This is a genomic window from Streptomyces sp. NPDC050287 (assembly GCF_044459385.1).
GTDB lineage: Bacteria > Actinomycetota > Actinomycetes > Streptomycetales > Streptomycetaceae > Streptomyces.
Genome location: NZ_JBITIY010000010.1, coordinates 47,939 through 64,566, shown reverse-complemented (window position 1 = coordinate 64,566; position 16,628 = coordinate 47,939). Strand labels below are relative to the sequence as shown.

The window sequence follows — 16,628 nt, the reverse complement described above, 5'->3', positions numbered from 1 at the left end:
GGACGATGACGAAGAAATTCCACCTTGGTTGGTTCATGAACTTCATTCCCCCGGAGTGGGACAGCGAGTGGGCCTCCCCGGACGTGAGGAACTGGGCCAACGGCGACTTCTACGTCGACATGGCACGGTCGATGGAGCGGGCCTGCTTCGACTTCATGATGATCGAGGACACCGTGATGGTGGCCGACGCGTACGGCGGCACCATGGAAGGCGCGTTGAAGAACTCGATCTTCGCGCCCAAGCACGACCCCGTGCCACTGGCGGTCAAGGTAGCCGCGAACACCACCCACCTGGGTGTGGTGGCGACGATGTCGACGTCGTTCTACCCGCCCTACCTGCTCGCCCGCACCTGCTCCACCGTCGACTCCATCGCCGAAGGCCGCTTCGGCTGGAACATCGTCTCCTCCGCCGAGGACCGCGCCGCCCAGAACTTCGGCCTCGAAGGCCTCCCCGAACACGACGAGCGCTACAACGTCGCTGAAGAATACTTCGACGTCGTCAACCAGCTCTGGGACTCCTGGGAACCCGACGCCGTCGTCATGGACCGCGACACCAACACCTTCGCCGACTACCGCAAAGTCCGCACCATCGACTTCGACGGCAAGTACTTCAAATCCCGCGGCCCCCTCAACACCGTCCCCTCACCCCAGCACCGCCCCGCGTTCCTCCAGGCGGGAGCCTCCCCCCGAGGCCGTGCCTTCGCCGCCGGCGCCGCCGACGCGATCGTCGCCGTCGGCACCGGCACCGCCGGCATGAAGGAATACCGCGACGACATCCGCGCCCGCGCCGAAGCAGCCGGCCGCGACCCGGACCACATCAAACTCCTCTTCTGCGTCTCCCCCACCATCGCCGCCACCGAAGCCGAGGCCCGCGCCGAGGTGGAACGGCTGACCTCGTCCGCCGTCTACATCGAGAAGACCCTGGTCAGCATCTCGGCCAACACCGAGATCGACTTCAAGCAGTTCGACCTGGACAAGCCGCTCCCGGAGGGCCTGACCACCAACGGCGAACGCGGATCCCTGGAGCACTTCATGCGGGGCGACGGCACCCCCGGCCCCAAGACCCTCCGCCAACTCGCGATCGACTGGGCCAAGACAGGCGTCGAGTTCGTCGGGACCGCGGAGCAGGTCGCCCAGCAGATGGGCGAGGCGATGGAGGAGATCGGCGGCGACGGCTTCCTCATCATGAAGCCCGGCTGGGATCTGAACCGGAAGTACATCCATTCGATCACCGACGGCCTGGTCCCCGAGCTCCAGCGCCTGGGCCTCACCCGCACCGAGTACACCAAGTCCACCCTGCGCGAGACGCTCCGCGAGTTCTGAGACTCCCGCAGACACCCCGGACATCCCCGGACCTCCACCACCGCACCCCGCCACGACCGTAGGAGACATCATGCCGAAGAAGTTCCATATGGGTTGGTTCATGAACTTCATCCCGCCGGAGTGGGACAGCGAGTGGGCCTCCCCGGACGTGAGGAACTGGGCCAACGGCAAGTTCTACGTCGACATGGCCCAGTCGATGGAACGGGCCTGCTTCGACCTGATCATGATCGAGGACACCGTCATGGTCGCCGACGCCTACGGCGGCACCATGGAAGGCGCGTTGAAGCACTCGGCGTTCGCGCCGAAGCAGGACCCGATCCCGCTGGCCGTTCTGATCGCCGCCAACACAGCGAAGATGGGCGTGGTGGCGACGATGTCGACCTCGTTCTATCCGCCGTACCTGCTGGCCCGTGCCTGCTCCACCGTCGACTCCATCGCCGAGGGCCGCTTCGGCTGGAACATCGTCTCCTCCGCCGAGGACCGCGCCGCCCAGAACTTCGGCCTCGAAGGCCTGCCCGAACACGACGAGCGCTACAACGTCGCCGAAGAATACTTCGACGTCGTCAACCAGCTCTGGGACTCCTGGGAACCCGACGCCGTCGTCATGGACCGCGACACCAACACCTTCGCCGACTACCGCAAAGTCCGCACCATCGACTTCGACGGCAAGTACTTCAAGTCCCGCGGACCGCTGAACACCGTGCCCTCACCCCAGCACCGGCCCGCGTTCCTGCAGGCGGGAGCCTCCCCCCGGGGCCGTGCCTTCGCCGCCGGCGCCGCCGACGCCATCATCGCGGTCGGGACCGGCATCGAAGGCATGAAGGAGTACCGCGACGACATCCGCGCCCGCGCCGAAGCAGCCGGCCGCGACCCCGACGAGATCAAGCTCCTCTTCGTCGTCTCCCCCACCGTCGCCGCCACCGAGGCCGAGGCCCGCGCCGAGGTCGAGCGGCTGCACCACCACCCGTCGTACATCGAGAAGTCGCTGGTGAACATCTCCTCCAACACCGAGATCGACTTCAAGCAGTTCGACCTGGACGAGCCGCTCCCCGCGGACCTGACCACCAACGGCGAACGCGGATCCCTGGAGTACTTCATGCGGGGCGACGGCAGCCCCGGCCCCAAGACCCTGCGCGAGCTGGTGCTGCACCGTGCCAAGCGGGGTCTGGAGCTGGTGGGCACTCCGGAGCAGGTCGCCCGGAAGATGGGCGAGGCGATGGAGGAGGTGGGCGGCGACGGCTTCCTGATCAGCAAGCCGGGTTGGGACCTGTCCCGCAACTACATCAACGCCATCTGCGACGGCCTGATGCCCGAGCTGCAGCGTCAGGGCCTCACCCGCACCGCGTACACCAGGTCCACCCTGCGCGAGACCCTTCGTGAGTTCTGATCGCGTGCGGGCGTGACCGCACCGCACACCTCCCACGCCGGCGCTCTTGCCCGGTTCCGGCAGTCGGCCGGGCATCAGCTGACGATGATCCTGGTCGGATTCGTCATGGCCATGACTGCCCCGATCGAGCTGCTCTACGCGATCAAGGTGGGACTCGGCCCGGTCCTCGCCACCGTCTTCGTCGGGAGCTCCGCGGCCGGACTCATGCTGGTGGACATCCTGGGAACACGGGTCGTCACCCGGATCGACGCCCGCTCGACGGCCGTCGTCGGGATGGTGCTCTTCGCGGTCAGCGAGGCCTGCTACGCGCTGGCCGACCGCGCGCCGGAGCTGATCGCCGCCCGGGTCGTGCAGGGACTGGCCAGCGCGGTGGTCGCCGGCGCGGCGCTGCAGGTGACGGTGCGGATGCGCGCTCGCCCGCACCGCGCCCTCGGTTCGAACGCGAGCCTGCAGATGCTCGGCGGTTCCGTCGGCGCCCCCGTCGGCGGTCTGCTGGCCACCCAATACGCGGGGCTCGACGGCTACCGGCTCGCCTTCGTGGTCTGCTGCGGGTCGGGCCTGGCGACGGGCGCACTGGTGCTCCTGCTGCTACCACGCCTTCCCGCGTCGGAAGAACTCGGCCGACCCCGCATCGGCCTGCCCCGGCTCGCGGTCGGCCGAGCGGTCCGCGTCGCGCTCGTGCTGGGGCTCGTCGGCAACTACCTGCGCAGCGGGATCGAGAACACCGCCTTCCCGCTGATCGGGGACGCGGCGGGTCTCACCCCCGCGGGCATCGGCATCTGTCTGGGCGTGCTCGCCATGGTGGAGATCGTGGTCCTCGGCACCTCGGGCACGCTGTTCGAGAAGGTCCGTCCCGCTCGAGCGCTCGTGTGGGCGCTCGCGCTCGGTCTGATCGCCTTGGGTGCCCTCCTGGTCGCCCATTCGCTCAGCGGCTTCCTGACCGCGGCCGTGCTCTTCGGGCTTGTCGACGGAGTCGCCCTGGCGGCACCACCCGTGCTGGTCGTCGCCACCAGCCCGGACCCGTCGATCGCCGTGGCCAACTACCGGATCGCCTGCGGCGTGGGCTCGTTCAGCGGATCGGGCAGCGTCAACCTGCTCTTCGGGGCGCTGGGGGTGACGGGATGTGTGGTCGGCGGAGGGCTCGTCCTGCTGTGCACGGCCGTGCTGGCGGGATCGAGACCCCTGCGGGAAACGCGCGCGGCGCGCGCGCAATGACCCGGCAACTTGAGTGAACTTTCAATGAGACCACCGAGAGGTGGACTGGTTTCCCGATGGATCGCATCACAAGCCCGCCCGTGCACCGCAGGGTCGAGGACGAGCGGGCCGTCCCGTTACGGAGGAGCCATGGCCGTTGCTGAGCCCTACGTCGCCAAAGATCTGATCCCGGTCGAGACCAGGTTCGGTCAAGGCCTCAGACAGTACTTCCAGGGCACGCCGGTGGCGGCCTGGGTCGCCTTCACCGCGCTGGCCGCGACGTTCCTCGTCGCGATCTTCGCCAAAGCCATCGCGCCCTACGATCCCCTGGTACCGGCCGGGCCACCGATGTCCGCGCCCGGGGCCGGCTATCTCCTGGGCACCGACACGGTGGGACGTGACGTACTCAGTCGCGTACTGGTCGGCATGTCCACGAGCTGGTGGGGCGCCCTGGCGGTCGTCGCCTCCGGTGTCGTCTTCGGTGGGCTGGTCGGTCTCGTCGCCGGAGCCCTCGGCGGCGTCGTCGACAGCATCCTGATGAGGATCACCGACGTGTTCCTGGCGCTTCCCGGGCCGATCCTGGCGATCGCGGTGGTTGCGGCCATCGGCCCGTCCTACTTCCACACGCTCGTCGGCGTCTCGATCGTCTGGTGGCCGCTGTACACACGCATCATCCGAGCCGAGGTCCGCAAACTGCGGGCCTCTCCGCACATGGAGGCGGCCAGGATCTCGGGGGCCGGACCGGTGCGCCGGCTCACCAGGCACCTGCTGCCCGGAGCCGTCCCGGTCACCATCATCACCGCGAGCCTGGACGTGTCGGCGCTGGTGCTGATGCTCTCGAGTCTCTCGTTCCTCGGTCTCGGTGCGCCGCAACCCGCTCCGGAGCTGGGAGCGATGAGCGCACAAGGCATGACCAACATCTTCAGCGCGTGGTGGATCCCCGTGTTCCCCGCCGCGGCCGTGGCGCTGATCGCCATCGTGAGCAACTTCGCCGGCGACGCACTCAGAGACCGCATCCGTGACCGCTGACCGGTACAGACGAACGTGGAGGTGACATCATGCTGCTGATCTTGGGTCGTCGGCTCCTGGGAGCGTTTCCCGTCCTGCTCGCACTGGTGATGGTGGTCTTCGTCCTGCAGAAGGTGGCGCCGGTCGACCCCGTCGTGGCCCTGGTCGGGGAGAAGGCACCGCCGGACGTGTACGAAGCAGCCCGCCACCAACTGGGACTCGACCGGCCGGTGCCGGTGCAGTTCTTCCACTACCTGGGCCACGCGGCGCAGGGTGACCTCGGGACCTCGACCGTGACGCGCACACAGGTCTCGTCGGACATCATGAAGTTCCTGCCGGTCACGCTCGAGCTCGTGTTCACGGCCCTCGTACTGATCGCGCTGATCGGGTTCTTCCTGGGCCTGGCCACGGCACGTGGGTGGCGCGGATCGGGGGTGCTGCGCGTGGTGATGATCTCGGGTGCCTCGGTGCCCGTGTTCCTGGCCTGCCTGATCGCGATGCTGGTCTTCTACCGCTGGCTCGACCTGCTGCCGGTCACCGGCCAGACCTCGGCGTACGACGCGCCGGCGGGCCCGACCGGCTTCCTCCTGGTCGACAGCCTCCTGGCAGGCCGGCCGGGCCTGTTCCTCGACGATCTGCAACACCTCATCCTCCCGGCGCTCTGCGTCGCGATCGGGCCCGCGGTGGCCGTCGGCCGCGTCCTGAGAAGCAGCCTGGAGGGCACCCTCCGAGCGGAGTACGCCCGCACTGCCAGGGCCAAGGGTCTGAGCGAGACGCAGGTCCTCGTCAGACACGCACTCCGCAACGCCCTCGGCCCGGTGCTCGCACTGATGGGACTGCAGCTCGCCGGGATGATCGGGAACAGCATCCTGGTCGAGGCGATCTTCGCCAGACCCGGGATCGGCCTGTACATCTCCCAGTCGATCGGCAGGGGCGACTTCAACACCATCGCCGGAATCACCCTGGTGGTCGGCCTCCTCTACGTGGTGGCCAACATCGTCGTCGACGTCCTGCAAGCCGCAGCCGATCCACGGATCGCCATGTAGCGGCGTCCACGGGCGCAATCGGCCGGCAACGCATGGGAAGGGGCGCGGAAATCCGCGCCCCTTCTCCTGTGCCCATGACCACTCCACTCGACGTGCGCGCAGCAGACACCCCGGAGCCCGAGCCCGACGCGGAGGTGGAGGTGGAGAACCAGCAGCGTCCCGTGTACGCGCGGGGGACCCTGCGGCTGCTGGCACCCGTGCTCGACCGGCGGGCGCGCGTGCGCATCTGGCTCGGCGTCGGGTTCGCCGTCGCCGCGATGGGACTGATGGGTCTCATCCCGCTGATCCAGCAGGTCGTCCTGGACGACACGATCCTGTCCCAGAGGCGTTCCCGAGCCGTCTGGATCGTGCTGCTGCTCGTCACCGGAGTCGTCAGCTTCGTGGCGAACTACCTGCGCCGCACGATCGGCGGCAGAGCCGCCGTGCACATCCAGCGGGACCTCCAGATCAAGCTGCACCGGCACATGCAGTACCTGGACGCCTCGCGGCGCGACGAACTGCGTGCCGGTGACGTGATGTCGCGGGCGACCTCCGACCTCACGCTGATCCAGATGTTCCTCCAGCAGTTGGGCCTGGCCTACGGCAACGTCACCCTGCTCATCGTGTCGCTGGCCGTGATGGTCGCTCTCTCCCCCCTCCTGGCACTGGTGATGGCGGTGGCCGTACCCGTCTTCCTCGCCGTGGCCATGCGGTTCCGCAGCCGGTCGTTCCCCGCGAGCTGGATGGACCAGCGGTTCCAGGGCGCCGTGGCCGGGGTCGTGGAGGAGGCGGTCACCGGAGTCCGGGTCGTCAAGGCGTTCGGGCAGGAGGACCAGGAGCAGGCAGCGCTCAACGAGGAGGCGCGGGGGCTCTTCCAGTCCCGGCTGCGGACCGCGAGGATCACCGCGGTGTTCGGCGCGGGCATGGACGCCATCCCCGGTCTCACCCAGCTGGCCATCCTCGGTTTCGGCGGCTGGCTCGTCATGGAGGAACGGGTCACACTCGGTGTGTTCCTCGCCTTCTCCAGCTACGTCCTGCAACTCGTCGCCCCGGTGCGCTTCCTGTCCGGTCTGATGGCCACCAGCCAGCAGGCGCGTGCCGGCGCCCAGCGGGTCGTCGAACTGCTGTCGACCCAGGCAGGCGTGCGAGAGCATCCCCACGCGGTCCGGCTGGAGAATCCGGCGGGCCTGGTCGAGTTCGAGCACGTCGACTTCCATTACGCCGGTGGCGACCGCGTGCTGCACGACATCTCGCTGCGGGTGAACCCGGGAGAGCGGATCGCCATCGTGGGGGCCTCGGGTTCGGGGAAGTCCACCCTCGCCCACCTCATCGCCCGGTTCCACGACCCCACGTCGGGAGTGGTGCGCGTCGACGGCCGCGACATCCGCGAGTACACCCTGACCTCGCTGCGTGCCGCGGTCGGGATCGTGTTCGAGGAAGGCTTCCTCTTCTCGACGACGATCCGCGACAACATCGCGTTCGGCAGGCCGACGGCCACCATCGACGAGGTGGAGCACGCGGCGGTCGCGGCAGGCGCACACGGCTTCATCGCCGGGCTCCCCGACGGCTACGACACCGCCGTGGGCGAACGCGGCTTCACCCTGTCCGGCGGGCAACGGCAGCGACTCGCGCTCGCCCGAGCGGCGCTGACCAACCCCCAGGTGCTGATCCTCGACGACGCCACGTCCGCCATCGACGCACGGACGGAACACGCCATCCACCGCTCGCTGGGGGAGGTCCTCGCCCGTCGGACGACCGTGCTGATCGCCCACCGGCACTCGACCCTGCGTCTGGCGGACCGGGTCATCGTGCTCGACCACGGCCGGATCGTCGACGTCGGAACCACCGAAGAGCTGCTGGAGAGCTCCCCGCTCTTCCGCGAGCTCCTGACCGGACCCGACGCGGAGTTCGAGCCGGCACCCGAGGAACCGGTCACCGAGCTGGACCGCCCCGCCTGGCCCGAGAACGTGTCACGGCTCGGCGCACCCAAGATCAGCAGCCACACCAGCGAGGCCGCCACACGGGCGGCGTCCGGCTCGCAGGGCGGCCCCGGTATGAGCGGTGCCACCTCGACCCTGGCCGGCCTGGCCACGGTGTCGCCCACGCTGCTCCGGGCCGTGGAGAGCCTTCCCGAGCTGCGCGGCGAGCCCGACATCGACCTCGCGGAGGCGGCCGCGCCGCACGACCGGTTCACCATGGGGAGCGTCTTCCGCGCCTTCGCCAAGCCGCTGTTGCTGGCCTCGGTCATGGTGGTCGTCGACGCGGTGTCGTGGATCGCGACGCCGGCGCTGATCAGGCTGGGCATCGACCACGGCGTCCTCCAGCACTCCCGCCAGATGCTGGCCTGGGTCTGTGCGGCCCTCCTGGCCGTCCAGGGCGTCATCTGGATCAACAGCAGGGTGATGATCTACTTCGCCCAGCGCACCGCCGAGCGCATGCTGTTCGGGCTGCGGGTGCGGACGTTCGCCCACCTGCAACGACTCTCGCTCAACTACTACGAGAAGCACATGGCCGGCGACATCATGACCCGGATGACCTCCGACGTCGAGGCCTTCGCCCAGCTGTTGCAGCAGGGTCTGCTGACCGCGATGGTGAGTCTGCTGTCGTGTGCCGGAATCGCCGTCGGCCTCGTCGTCTTCGACGCCCGGCTCGCCCTCGCGGTCGCGGCGGTGCTGCCGGTCCTGCTGGTCTCGACGCTGTGGTTCCGCTCCGCCTCGGGGAAGACGTACCTGGTCGCGCGCCACCGGGTGTCGGTGCTCTACGCCGACATGCAGGAGAGCCTCGCCGGCGTCGCGGTCAGCCAGGCCTACTCCCAACAGCGGGCGAACGAAGAGCGGTTCGCCGTACTGGCCGACTCCTACTGCGCGGCCCGGATCCGCTCGGCCGAGCTGATGGCCCGCTTCTTTCCGCTGCTCCAGCTGCTGAGCACCGTCGCCAAGGCCATCGCGCTCATGGTCGCCGCTCCACGTGTCATCGCTGGTGACCTGTCCTACGGTCTGCTGATCGCGTTCCTGCTCTACCTCGACCAGTTCTTCACGCCGATCCAGCAGCTGTCCTTCGTCTTCGACCAATGGCTGCAGGCGAAGGTCGCGGTCGTCCAGCTGCGCGAGCTCCTGCAGACGCCGACGGGCACCCCGCTCGCCGAGGACGCCGTCGCCCCGAAGCGCCTGTCCGGCGCGATCTCCCTGGACCACGTGACGTTCGCCTACGAGAGCACCGGCCTGGTCGCGATGGACGACGTGAGCCTCGACATCCCGCCCGGACAGGTCGTCGCCCTGGTCGGCACCACCGGTGCGGGCAAGTCGACCCTGGTCAAGCTGGTGGCCCGGTTCTACGACACCTCCGCGGGCACGGTGAGCCTCGACGGCATCCCCATCAGGCGGCTCGACCTGGCGGCCTACCGCCACCAACTCGGGTTCGTCCCCCAGGAACCCTTCCTCTTCTCCGGGACGATCCGCTCCAACATCGCCTACGGCAACCCCGAGGCGCCCGACCTCCTCGTGGAACAGGCCGCCCGCGCGGTGGGGGCCCATGCCTTCATCGCCGGACTGCCGCTCGGCTACCACACCCCCGTCAGCGAGCAGGGCCGGTCACTGTCGGCCGGCCAACGCCAGCTGCTGAGCCTGGCCCGGGCCCTCCTCGTCGACCCGGCGATCCTGCTGCTCGACGAGGCGACGGCCAACCTGGACCTCGCCACCGAGGCGCGCGTCCAGCGAGCGATGGGCCTGGTCGCGAGGGGGCGTACGACACTGCTGATCGCCCATCGGCTCCAGACCGCGCGAGCCTCCCAGCGCATCCTGGTCGTGGACAACGGGCTGATCGTCGAGGACGGCTCCCATGACGAGCTCCTCGAGCTCGGGGGCCACTACGCGGCGCTGTGGGCGGCGATGGTGACGAACGCCGCCCACAGCCACGAGTGAGGACAGCCCATGGCTCCACTCGCCCCGCTCCGGTGGGAGCGGGGCGAGTGGAGCCATGGGCCGTGGTCGGCAGGCTGATCGGGGGTGTCAGGCCGATCGGACGGCGTGGGTCTGGAAGGCGATCAGGTCGCTCCGCAGCCGGAACTGCGACAGCGCCCTGGCCTGGCCGTGCTCGTCCTCCAGGACGTCCTCCAGGAAGAGCATGGGCGCTCCGACCTCCACACCCACCAACCGCGCGGACTGCGCGTCGGCCGCGGTCGCACCGATCGTCGTCGACTTGGTTCCGCGGATCCTGACGCCGAAGTGCCTCTCCAGGAACAAGATCGCGTCCGGTTCGTCGACGACGACGTCCCGGGACTGCTCGGGACTCAGCGCGACGTAGCTCACCAGGATGCCCAGCACCAGCTCCTGCCGGAGGACGAGCGACTCCATCATGAGCACGGTCCAGTCCCCGACGAGCTCCAGCCGTTCACGCACCAGGCCCGGACAGCCCATGACCTGGTGGTCCAGGGCACGGAGCTGGGTGTGGACGGCCCGCTCGCCGCCGAACGCCTCGACAGGGGCGATCTGGTTGATCCGCAAGGTCGTCACGGGGGCGGAGCGCGTACCGCGCTTCGGGCTGCGCGTGACGAGACCGTCCTTGGCCAGGAGCTGCAGGACCGCACGCACGGTGTTGCGGCTCGCCGACAGCGACTCGGTCAGCTCGCTCTCGACCAGGTACAGGCTCTCGGGGCTGCTTTGCAGCGAGGAACGCAGGAGGTCGTAGGCCCTGCGCATGGAGTTGTTCAGCCGGTCCGGAGTCTGGCGGCGCCGTTGGTACAGCGTCTCCGGGCGCACCGGGCCGACGGGGTGGGCGGCAGCGGCCACCGTCGACGGTCTCGGTTGTGCGGCGTGACGGGGCAACAGATCATCTGCCATGAGGAAACCCCCTTCGAAGAGGCATTCATCCAGCCTGAGCATGGAAGCAGCGCAGTGTTGCCTGAATCGTCCTCGAATGCGACGTACGTATTGCGCCCTGATGGCTCTCGCGCCGGCAGCGCACCCTCAGGGCCGGTCGGTCGTGCCGTCGCAGACGCGCAGGCGCGCGTTGGCGTCCAGCCAGAGCCGGGTGTCGGCGATGTCCTGGTGCATCCGCTCCACCAGGGCCTCCACGTCGGAGAACCGGCGCTGCGGTCGGATTTTGTGTTCGAGCCGGACGCGCAGCCACTGGCCGTAGAGGTCGCCGGAGAAGTCCAGCAGGTGTGCTTCGAGAAGGCGGATCCCGTCGCGACCGTAGAAGGTGGCCCTCCGGCCGACCGACACGGCCGCGCCGTACGTGGCGCCGTCGGGCAGGCGCACCAGTCCGGCCCACACTCCGTCGCTGACGCTCTCGTCGTCGCCCAGCACGAGGTTGGCGGTGGGGAACCCGAGTTCGCGGCCCCGCCGGTCGCCGTGCTCAACCGGTCCCTCGATGAGCCCCAGCTGCTTGTGCGCTGCTTTGCCCGGGTTCCGGTGAAGCTTCGGTAGCGCACCAAGCGGCGCGCGCAGGACGATGCCGCCCAAGATCTGGTCCATCTTGTCTGCTCCTTCGGTACGGGTTACGGGGTACGGAGTGGGTCGAGGACCAGTGCGACGGACCGCCGTTGCGGGTGAACGAGTCGGGGGTGACGTCTGGATTACGCCGTTTGTGCTGCTGCGGCGCGCGCCCTCTTGTCCCGGAAAGGGCCGAGCCCGGCGCAAAGGACCCGCAACCGGAGGGTGACCCTCGAGCAACAGCGGCACGCTTGACTCCCCGGCATGACGTTTCGAGGCACCAGGGACGGGCGCTGGCACGGCGCTCGCCGCAAGAGGCCGCGCGACTACCGCGTCATCGCCTCCGACCGGGCCACTCGCCGCATCCGGCTGCTGAGCGATGCCGCCCGGCAGGCCGGCCCGACCGAGCTCGACCACGAGTGGCTGGCCGACCGGACCGGGGTCCCCCTCGGCTACCTGGTCTGGCACTACCCGACCGCCGCCGACCTGCACGCCCTGCGCTCACTGCCCACGTGAACCGCGCCCCGGTGCGGGGCCCGGCGAGTCGGCGAAGGACCGCCGCCGAGGTACGGCCTGCGGGTCCCGGCGCGCGACCTGGGCCGGCACATACCGGGGTCAGGCGGAGGTCCGTGTCTCGGGGGCAGACCGGAGTCCGGGGTCGACGGCGAAGCGGAGGCGCACGTCGGAGGCGAGGACGAGGTCGTACGCCTCGTCGGTGTTCTCGACCGGGCCGGCCTCGGCCCTGCGCACCGATGCCGTGCCGGCGCCGAAAGAGGTGCCGGCCCCGGCAGCCGTCCACCACGACGAACCGCACGTCGACACCGCCCACTTCCCCGCCACCGCCCGGGTGGTCCGCGGCCCGGACGGCTCGGACTCGCCTACGGCCGCTCGGCGGCGATCGCCGCCCGGACCGACGACAATCGGTGGCCCGCCTGCGTCCTGGCGAACCGCGGCGAGGCGGGCATCGGCACGCCGGAACCCGCGAAGTGCGGCCCGCCAGGCGAGCGGAAACAGCAGACGAATGCGGCAACTCCCTTTCCCGCGAATGGAGTTGGTCACACATCGATCCAGCAATTGGCAGCCCGGACAGCGGGCATTGCCAGTACAGTGCGGCACCGAGGCCGAAGAGCACGTGACCGGCCCGCAACGCCGGAACCTGCACCGCCCCGGCACAGGGACATGCACGGCGTCCGCGTCAACACCCCCCGCGAAATCGTTCAGAAAATCGCTCTGGAGACACACCCTGATGCAGCTCACCAAGCGTCTCGTCCTCACCGCCACGGCTCTCGCCGCCGTCACCGCCGGCACGCTTTTGACCGCGACGGCCGGCCAGGCCGCAACCGCGCAGCGTCCTGCCCACCCCGGTGTCGACGCTCCCGCCGCGCTGAAGGTGCCCGACGGCAACCGCCTCACCGGCGTCTTCTCCGCCGCGGGCGTCCAGACCTACACCTGCACCGACGGCGCCTGGAAGCTGCTGGAGCCCGCCGCCACCCTCTGGGCCAGGAACGACGGCTCCCGCCGCACCGTCGCCCTCCACTCCCGCGGCCCCGTCTGGGTGTCCACGGTGGACGGCAGCGCCGTCAACGCCGCCGCCATCGCCAACTCCCCCAAGACCGGAACCATCCCCGAGCTCCTCCTGCAGTCCACCGCCACCCGCGGCACCGGGATGTTCGCCGACGTCTCCTACATCCAGCGCCTCAACACCCACGGCGGCGTCGCCCCCACCACCGCGTGCACCGGCACCGACCAGGTCGGCGTCCCCTACTCCGCGACGTACGCCTTCTACAAGCCCGCGAAGTGATGCGGTAGGCAGCGATGGCAGTGGCTTCCCGGACGACCTCCAGGCGGCCACTGCCGTGCCTGCCCCCCGCGGGAGCACGTTCGCGGTCCACTCCTTCTCCAGAGACGCCGTCCGGTACCCACCGTCACAAGGGGGTCACCGCCCCCTACATGTTGATCATGTGGCCGGCGAGGCCGTGGACGGCCTCCTGGACCGCCTCGCCCAGCGTGGGATGGGCGTGGACGTTGCGGGCCACCTCGTGCACGGTCAGGTCCCACTGCTGCGCCAGGGTCAGTTCGGGGAGGAGTTCGGTGACGTCCGGGCCGATGAGGTGTCCGCCGAGGAGTTCGCCGTATTTCGCGTCGCTGATCAGCTTCACGAAGCCCGTCGCGTCGCCCAGGCCCTGCGCCTTGCCGTTCGCGGTGAACGGGAACTTGGCGACCTGGACATCGAAGCCCTTCTCCCGCGCCTGCGCCTCCGTGTAACCGAAGCTCGCGATCTGCGGCTGGCAGAAAGTGGCACGCGGGATCATCGTGTAGTCGAGTTCCATGGTCTCGGCGTCCGCGAGCGTCTCCGCGGCCACCACGCCCATCGCCTCGGCCGCGTGCGCCAGCATCAGCTTCGCGGTGACGTCGCCGATGGCGAAGATGTGCGGGACCGAGGTACGGCAGCGGCCGTCCACGTCGATCGCACCGCGATCGGTGACGCGTACGCCGGTGTTCTCCAGGCCGTAGCCGGTCACGTTCGGCGCGAAGCCGATCGCCTGCAGCACCTTGTCGGCCTCCAGCACCTGCTGGGCGCCGTCCTTGCCGGTGACCGTGACGCGGACCTGCGGACCCGACTCGTCGATCGACTCCACCCGGGTTGAGGTGAGCACGTCGATACCCAGTTTGCGGTACTGGCGGGCGAGTTCGGCGGACACCTCGGCGTCCTCCAGCGGGGCGACGCGGTCCAGGAACTCGACGATGGTGACCTTGACGCCGTAGTTGTGCAGGACGTAGGCGAACTCGATGCCGATCGCGCCGGCGCCCGCGATCACGATGGACTGCGGCAGGTCCTCGGCCAGGATCTGCTCCTCGAACGTCACCACGCGCGAGGTGCGGCGGGTGCCGGGCAACAGTTTGGGGGTGGCGCCGGTGGCGATGATGCAGTGGTCGAAGCCGATGGTGCGGGTGTTGCCGTCGTAGTCGGCCACCTGGAGGGTGTGCGGGTCGAGGAACGTGCCGCGCCCGTTGATCTCCGTGATCTTGTTCTTCTTCATCAGGTAGTGGACGCCCTTGACCCGGCCGTCGGCGACCTTCCGGCTGCGGCGGAACGCCTCCCCGTAGTCGAAGGAGACCTCCCCGTCCACCTTGATGCCGAAGGTCTTCGCCTCGCGCGTGAAGATGTGCGCGAGTTCGGCGTTGCGCAGCAGGGCCTTGGTGGGGATGCAGCCCACGTTCAGGCAGACGCCGCCCCAGTACCTCTCCTCGACGACCGCGACCCGCTTGCCCAGTTGGGCGGCCCGGATGGCGGCGACGTACCCGCCGGGGCCGGCGCCGAGTACGACGACGTCGAAGCGCTCATCCTGCTCGTCCATGGACAGTTCCTTTCCGCTGGGGCGGCCGACTCCCCCGCTGGGGGCCGACCCACTCCCGATCGAACAACCTGTTCAGCACTCGGCAGCGGTGGCTTCCGCCACCGCGCGCCGCAGGGACCGCCGGAGAACGAGGGTCGACCACATGATCCACCACCTCGGCGACAGTCACCCCGAACGTAAACGTTCAGCACCCCGATGCCGTGATCTATGCCCACCCCACATCATCGGCCGGGCGACGCCTCGTCGACTCCTGCGGATGGCCCCGGCCCCGACACGATCAACAGGCCTGTCGACACTCACGGCAGCGCCGCGAGCGGACGTGTTTCTGCGGGAGGGGGAAGACCCTCTTGCCGGGCGCGGAGAGCGGGCGTGCTTTCAGACGCCACAAGGGCCTCCTGACGCCCGGTTCGCATCGCGATCTCGAGCTGGCAGGAGGCCCTTCGTGAAGCCGTTCAGTTGATGCGGACGATCTTCCAGAACTGGTCGTCGATGTTCAGGTCGTTCCACTGCACGACTGCCGCGCCGTTGGTGGTGGAGGACTGGGCGACGGCGGCGTTGAAGCCGCTGTTCACGTTCTTGAGTTCGTAGTAGCCGTTGCCCGCGTCGGTGAGGGTCCACTTCTGTGAGTTCGCGGTGGACGGCGTGTTCTGGACGACGGCGGCTCCGGCGGTGGTGGAGCCGTTACGGATGTCCAGGTTCAGGTTGCTGTTGACGTTCCTGATGGTCCAGGCTCCGCCGCCGGCGGACTGGAAGGTGAACAGCTGGCAGAAGCAGGCGGAGTTCTGCCACTGCTGGGTGGAGGTACCGGTGGCGGTCGAGCCCTGCGGGATGTCCAGGTACTTCCCGCTGTTCTTGTTGACGAGGACGTACTGCCCGGTGCTCAGTGGCGGCAGCGCGGTCTACCCATGTGTACCTGGGCGGCTACCCCGGCGCGTTCCGCGATGTCCTCGGCGTGGTCACCGACGAGCTCTTCCCCCTGCTGCCGGGCGAGACCACCGGCCTGACCGGCGACGTAGCGCCGGGCGCCACGGCCGACCTGTGGTCGGAACGCATCCGCCTCACCGGCGCACAGGCCGTCGCCTCCCACGCCGACGGCCCACTGGCCGGCCACCCCGCCGTCACCTGCCACCGGCACGGCAACGGCACCGCCTGGTATCTGGGTACCCACCCCGACCAGGACACTCTCGCCGCCCTGCTCCACCGCATCCGTCAGGAGGCCGGCGTCACACCGGAGCAGGACGCACCCGCCGGGATCGAGGTCGTCCGGCGCCGCGGCGCGCAGGCCGACTACCTGTTCCTCATCGACCACACCGGCAAGGGTGCCGAAGCACCTGCCGAAGGCGTCGAACTCCTCACCGGCACACCGGTCACCGGAACCGTCACCGTCCCACCGGGAGGCGTCGCCGTGGTCCGCGAGCCCCGCTGAGCCACCTGCCGGCGGTGGCCGCACGCAACCGGCACGAGGACACCGCGCCATCTCCTCACCGGCGAGAGTACGTAATCGCCGGACCCACCAGGAGCGGCTGCCGTTCCTCCGACCGGTACGGGAACAGGCAGGGCGTCGGATCAAATCCACGGGGGCGGCGAAACTGACGGGCTGCCGGCTCCAGTCACTGCTTGACGCTTCCGGTGGCCAGGCCGCTCTGCCAGTAGCGCTGGAGCAGGAGGAAGGCGATGACGAGCGGGACGATGGAGATCAGGGAGCCGGTCACGACGAGCGGGAGCATGTCGCTGCTGGCGCCGGCCCCGCCGTTCTGCGCCTGGGCGGCCCAGGACGAGAGGCCGACCGTGACGGGGTACAGGTTCGGGTCGTTGAGCATGATCAGTGGCTGCTCATGCGGCATCGAATCGTGCCCGTGAATCGGGCAGCCACGCTGTGCAGACGACTACACAAGAAGTGG

The 16,628-nt window shown here is 69.3% G+C and carries 13 protein-coding genes and 2 pseudogenes; 9 read left to right on the top strand and 6 right to left on the bottom strand.

Annotation, left to right across the window (positions count from 1 at the left end; translation table 11 throughout):
- Nucleotides 1–5: 5 nt before the first annotated feature.
- From ACIBK3_RS31540 to ACIBK3_RS31515, 6 genes are all read left to right on the top strand, one after another.
- The gene (locus ACIBK3_RS31540) at nucleotides 6–1,322 is read left to right on the top strand and encodes an NtaA/DmoA family FMN-dependent monooxygenase (RefSeq protein WP_399370820.1); all 1,317 of its coding nucleotides are present in this window, start codon (nucleotides 6–8) and stop codon (nucleotides 1,320–1,322) included.
- Between the two features lie 70 nt (nucleotides 1,323–1,392).
- Complete coding sequence (locus tag ACIBK3_RS31535; protein ID WP_399370819.1) at nucleotides 1,393–2,709, top strand: NtaA/DmoA family FMN-dependent monooxygenase; 1,317 nt, start codon at nucleotides 1,393–1,395, stop codon at nucleotides 2,707–2,709.
- 12 nt (nucleotides 2,710–2,721) lie between these two features.
- Nucleotides 2,722–3,924, top strand: a complete 1,203-nt coding sequence (locus tag ACIBK3_RS31530; protein WP_399370818.1) for an MFS transporter — start codon at nucleotides 2,722–2,724, stop codon at nucleotides 3,922–3,924.
- Between the two features lie 129 nt (nucleotides 3,925–4,053).
- Nucleotides 4,054–4,932, top strand: a complete 879-nt coding sequence (locus ACIBK3_RS31525; protein ID WP_399370817.1) for an ABC transporter permease — start codon at nucleotides 4,054–4,056, stop codon at nucleotides 4,930–4,932.
- Nucleotides 4,933–4,961: 29 nt separating this feature from the next.
- Complete coding sequence (locus tag ACIBK3_RS31520) at nucleotides 4,962–5,957, top strand: ABC transporter permease (protein WP_399370816.1); 996 nt, start codon at nucleotides 4,962–4,964, stop codon at nucleotides 5,955–5,957.
- A 74-nt stretch (nucleotides 5,958–6,031) separates the two neighbouring features.
- Nucleotides 6,032–9,856 (top strand): ABC transporter ATP-binding protein, encoded by a 3,825-nt coding sequence (locus ACIBK3_RS31515; protein WP_399370815.1) that lies wholly within the window; start codon nucleotides 6,032–6,034, stop codon nucleotides 9,854–9,856.
- An 87-nt stretch (nucleotides 9,857–9,943) separates the two neighbouring features.
- On the opposite strand, the gene ACIBK3_RS31510 is transcribed toward ACIBK3_RS31515, so the two are convergent.
- Together ACIBK3_RS31510 and ACIBK3_RS31505 are read right to left on the bottom strand one after the other, a co-directional pair.
- Nucleotides 9,944–10,774, bottom strand: a complete 831-nt coding sequence (locus tag ACIBK3_RS31510) for a GntR family transcriptional regulator (RefSeq protein ID WP_399370814.1) — start codon at nucleotides 10,772–10,774, stop codon at nucleotides 9,944–9,946.
- A 126-nt stretch (nucleotides 10,775–10,900) separates the two neighbouring features.
- Nucleotides 10,901–11,410: a riboflavin kinase gene (locus ACIBK3_RS31505; protein WP_399370813.1), complete on the bottom strand. Its 510-nt coding sequence runs from the start codon at nucleotides 11,408–11,410 to the stop codon at nucleotides 10,901–10,903.
- 222 nt (nucleotides 11,411–11,632) lie between these two features.
- Here ACIBK3_RS31505 and ACIBK3_RS31500 point away from each other — a divergent pair, with 222 nt between their 5' ends.
- The gene (locus tag ACIBK3_RS31500; protein ID WP_399370812.1) at nucleotides 11,633–11,884 is read left to right on the top strand and encodes a hypothetical protein; all 252 of its coding nucleotides are present in this window, start codon (nucleotides 11,633–11,635) and stop codon (nucleotides 11,882–11,884) included.
- A 99-nt stretch (nucleotides 11,885–11,983) separates the two neighbouring features.
- Here the strand turns inward: ACIBK3_RS31500 and ACIBK3_RS31495 are convergent, their stop codons facing one another.
- Nucleotides 11,984–12,208 (bottom strand): hypothetical protein, encoded by a 225-nt coding sequence (locus ACIBK3_RS31495; protein WP_399370811.1) that lies wholly within the window; start codon nucleotides 12,206–12,208, stop codon nucleotides 11,984–11,986.
- Between the two features lie 406 nt (nucleotides 12,209–12,614).
- Between ACIBK3_RS31495 and ACIBK3_RS31490 the strand changes: the two genes are divergently transcribed.
- Entirely contained in the window at nucleotides 12,615–13,169 is a 555-nt protein-coding gene (locus tag ACIBK3_RS31490; protein WP_399370810.1) for a DUF3455 domain-containing protein, read from the top strand.
- A gap of 145 nt (nucleotides 13,170–13,314) precedes the next feature.
- On the opposite strand, the gene lpdA is transcribed toward ACIBK3_RS31490, so the two are convergent.
- Nucleotides 13,315–14,727, bottom strand: a complete 1,413-nt coding sequence (gene lpdA / locus ACIBK3_RS31485) for a dihydrolipoyl dehydrogenase (protein ID WP_399370809.1) — start codon at nucleotides 14,725–14,727, stop codon at nucleotides 13,315–13,317.
- Between the two features lie 452 nt (nucleotides 14,728–15,179).
- The gene (locus ACIBK3_RS31480; RefSeq protein WP_399371038.1) at nucleotides 15,180–15,611 is read right to left on the bottom strand and encodes an RICIN domain-containing protein; all 432 of its coding nucleotides are present in this window, start codon (nucleotides 15,609–15,611) and stop codon (nucleotides 15,180–15,182) included.
- 20 nt (nucleotides 15,612–15,631) lie between these two features.
- Between ACIBK3_RS31480 and ACIBK3_RS31475 the strand changes: the two are divergent.
- Nucleotides 15,632–16,153 (top strand): annotated as a pseudogene (locus ACIBK3_RS31475) (beta-galactosidase trimerization domain-containing protein); the annotation flags it as partial.
- Between the two features lie 184 nt (nucleotides 16,154–16,337).
- On the opposite strand, the pseudogene ACIBK3_RS31470 reads toward ACIBK3_RS31475, so the two are convergent.
- A pseudogene (locus ACIBK3_RS31470) lies at nucleotides 16,338–16,556 on the bottom strand (carbohydrate ABC transporter permease); the annotation flags it as partial.
- Between the last annotated feature and the right edge of the window lie 72 nt (nucleotides 16,557–16,628).